This is a genomic window from Asaia sp. SF2.1, assembly GCF_000505765.1.
GTDB lineage: Bacteria > Pseudomonadota > Alphaproteobacteria > Acetobacterales > Acetobacteraceae > Asaia > Asaia bogorensis.
Window position 1 is genome coordinate 75,595 of the sequence record NZ_AYXS01000007.1, and the last position, 1,587, is coordinate 77,181.

Sequence of the window (1,587 nt, forward strand, 5' to 3'; positions counted from 1 at the left end):
ATTGATGTTATGAAACGTACCGGGGCCCATCATCATGCTGCCTACGAGCGGCGGCCACCAGTCATTCAGTCCGTTATGGTCATAGCTGCTGCCGAGCTTGATATTGTGATGGGTGCTGAGCGGCACGGTGAGATCAAGTGCGTAGCCCGACGTCCGGGCATCCGTGTTCATCGGCATACCCCTGGTGGCGCTATGACCACCCTTGTCATTCATCATGTTCATGACGTGATCGACGCGCTGCCAGAAGCCGCGCACGTCGAGGGTCGCCCATCGATACTCGCCGCGATATTTGCCATTCACAAATGTCGAGCGGTTATTTGTCATGTCCATATACTGGTTGGGGAAACCCTCATACGGAATATCCTGCTGACCAAAGGTCAGGGCGAGCAGGTGATTATCCTTCTTGAGACCAGCCGTTACGGCATGATTGAAGGAGAGATAGCTGGTTGAGCGAACCTGCTTGCCATCACCCCCAGTGTGGTAATTGCTCGCGTGGCTATAGGAGCCGGTATAACGCAGACTGAGAAGATCGTTGGCGACTGTGACCGTGCCTGAAGCACCCGAGCCGCCGCCATTGCTGCGATAATCACCCCGCACATGGCCCGTCACAAGGATCTTGCCGGGAGCAGCAAAAAGCGGGTCCTTGCGCTCAATTTTTACCGTGCCGCCGGTGCTGTCGCCCCCGAGGCTGACCGGGGTGACACCGGCAATAGCCTCGGCAGAGGAAACACTGTCGGGGTCAATATACGACATCGCCGGGTTCATGTGATTGGGACAGGCCGAGGCAATGCGCATGCCATCCACAATGGTCGCGACGCGGTCATCGGCCATACCGTTGAGGACGGGCAAGGATGAGACCCCACCCGCAGCATATTGCGTGTAGCCCAGCGAGCCTTTGAGTAGCGAAGCTGTATCGGGTGAATGAATGGCAGTACGCCGTATCCCCTGCACACGGAGATATTCGACCGGCGTGTCATCGCCATCTGACTGGTTAGCAGGCCTATCCGACGCTTTTTGTTTGATGGAGGATGGCCTTGTCCGGGTTTGCGATGTTTCGAGCGCGCTCGCAGCGACTTTGGTCCCGCCGCGGGGCGAGGTGGTGGCTGGAGGCATGATCGCCGCGTCGGCATTGGTCGCAGCAATAAGGGCGAGCAATGAGGTACACCCGAACGCGAGATAGGCGCGACGGTGCGATCTGCCATAAGGGGGCAGTGTCATGGAATTGATCCTGATCAGTCTTGATACGAAATCCCGCCGTCCAGCTCGCTCCCAAAGGAAACGTCCACCGGAGTACGGAAAGCGATGTCAGATCAGGACGACTGGCGGTGCTTGGGATGGCGGCAGGACCCACCGTAATCCGGGCGGCGCGCGGCAAGGCGGCAGAGAAACGATGTGGGTGAGCCGGATCGAGCGGGAAAACGCCGCCAGCAGAGCGACCCCGAGAATGAACACAGCCAACTGAAGAAGCGGACAAAGCGCACAGGCTGTATCGTGATGATGATGCCCTGCCTTTGGCATTTGATGCGATGCGGGCATCGCCATGGACGCGGAATCACACATGCCCATGGGGTCGGCCATGGCCATGGC

General features: G+C 58.6%; 2 protein-coding genes. Both read right to left on the minus strand.

Going from position 1 to position 1,587, the window contains the following annotated elements; translation table 11 throughout:
• Positions 1-1,113: TonB-dependent receptor plug domain-containing protein (locus P792_RS38425; protein ID WP_369794210.1), on the minus strand; the 1,113-nt coding region annotated here is incomplete at its 3' end.
• A 192-nt stretch (positions 1,114-1,305) separates the two neighbouring features.
• Positions 1,306-1,587 (minus strand): DUF2946 family protein (locus P792_RS38430; protein WP_023978087.1); only part of this gene is annotated, 282 nt, incomplete at its 5' end.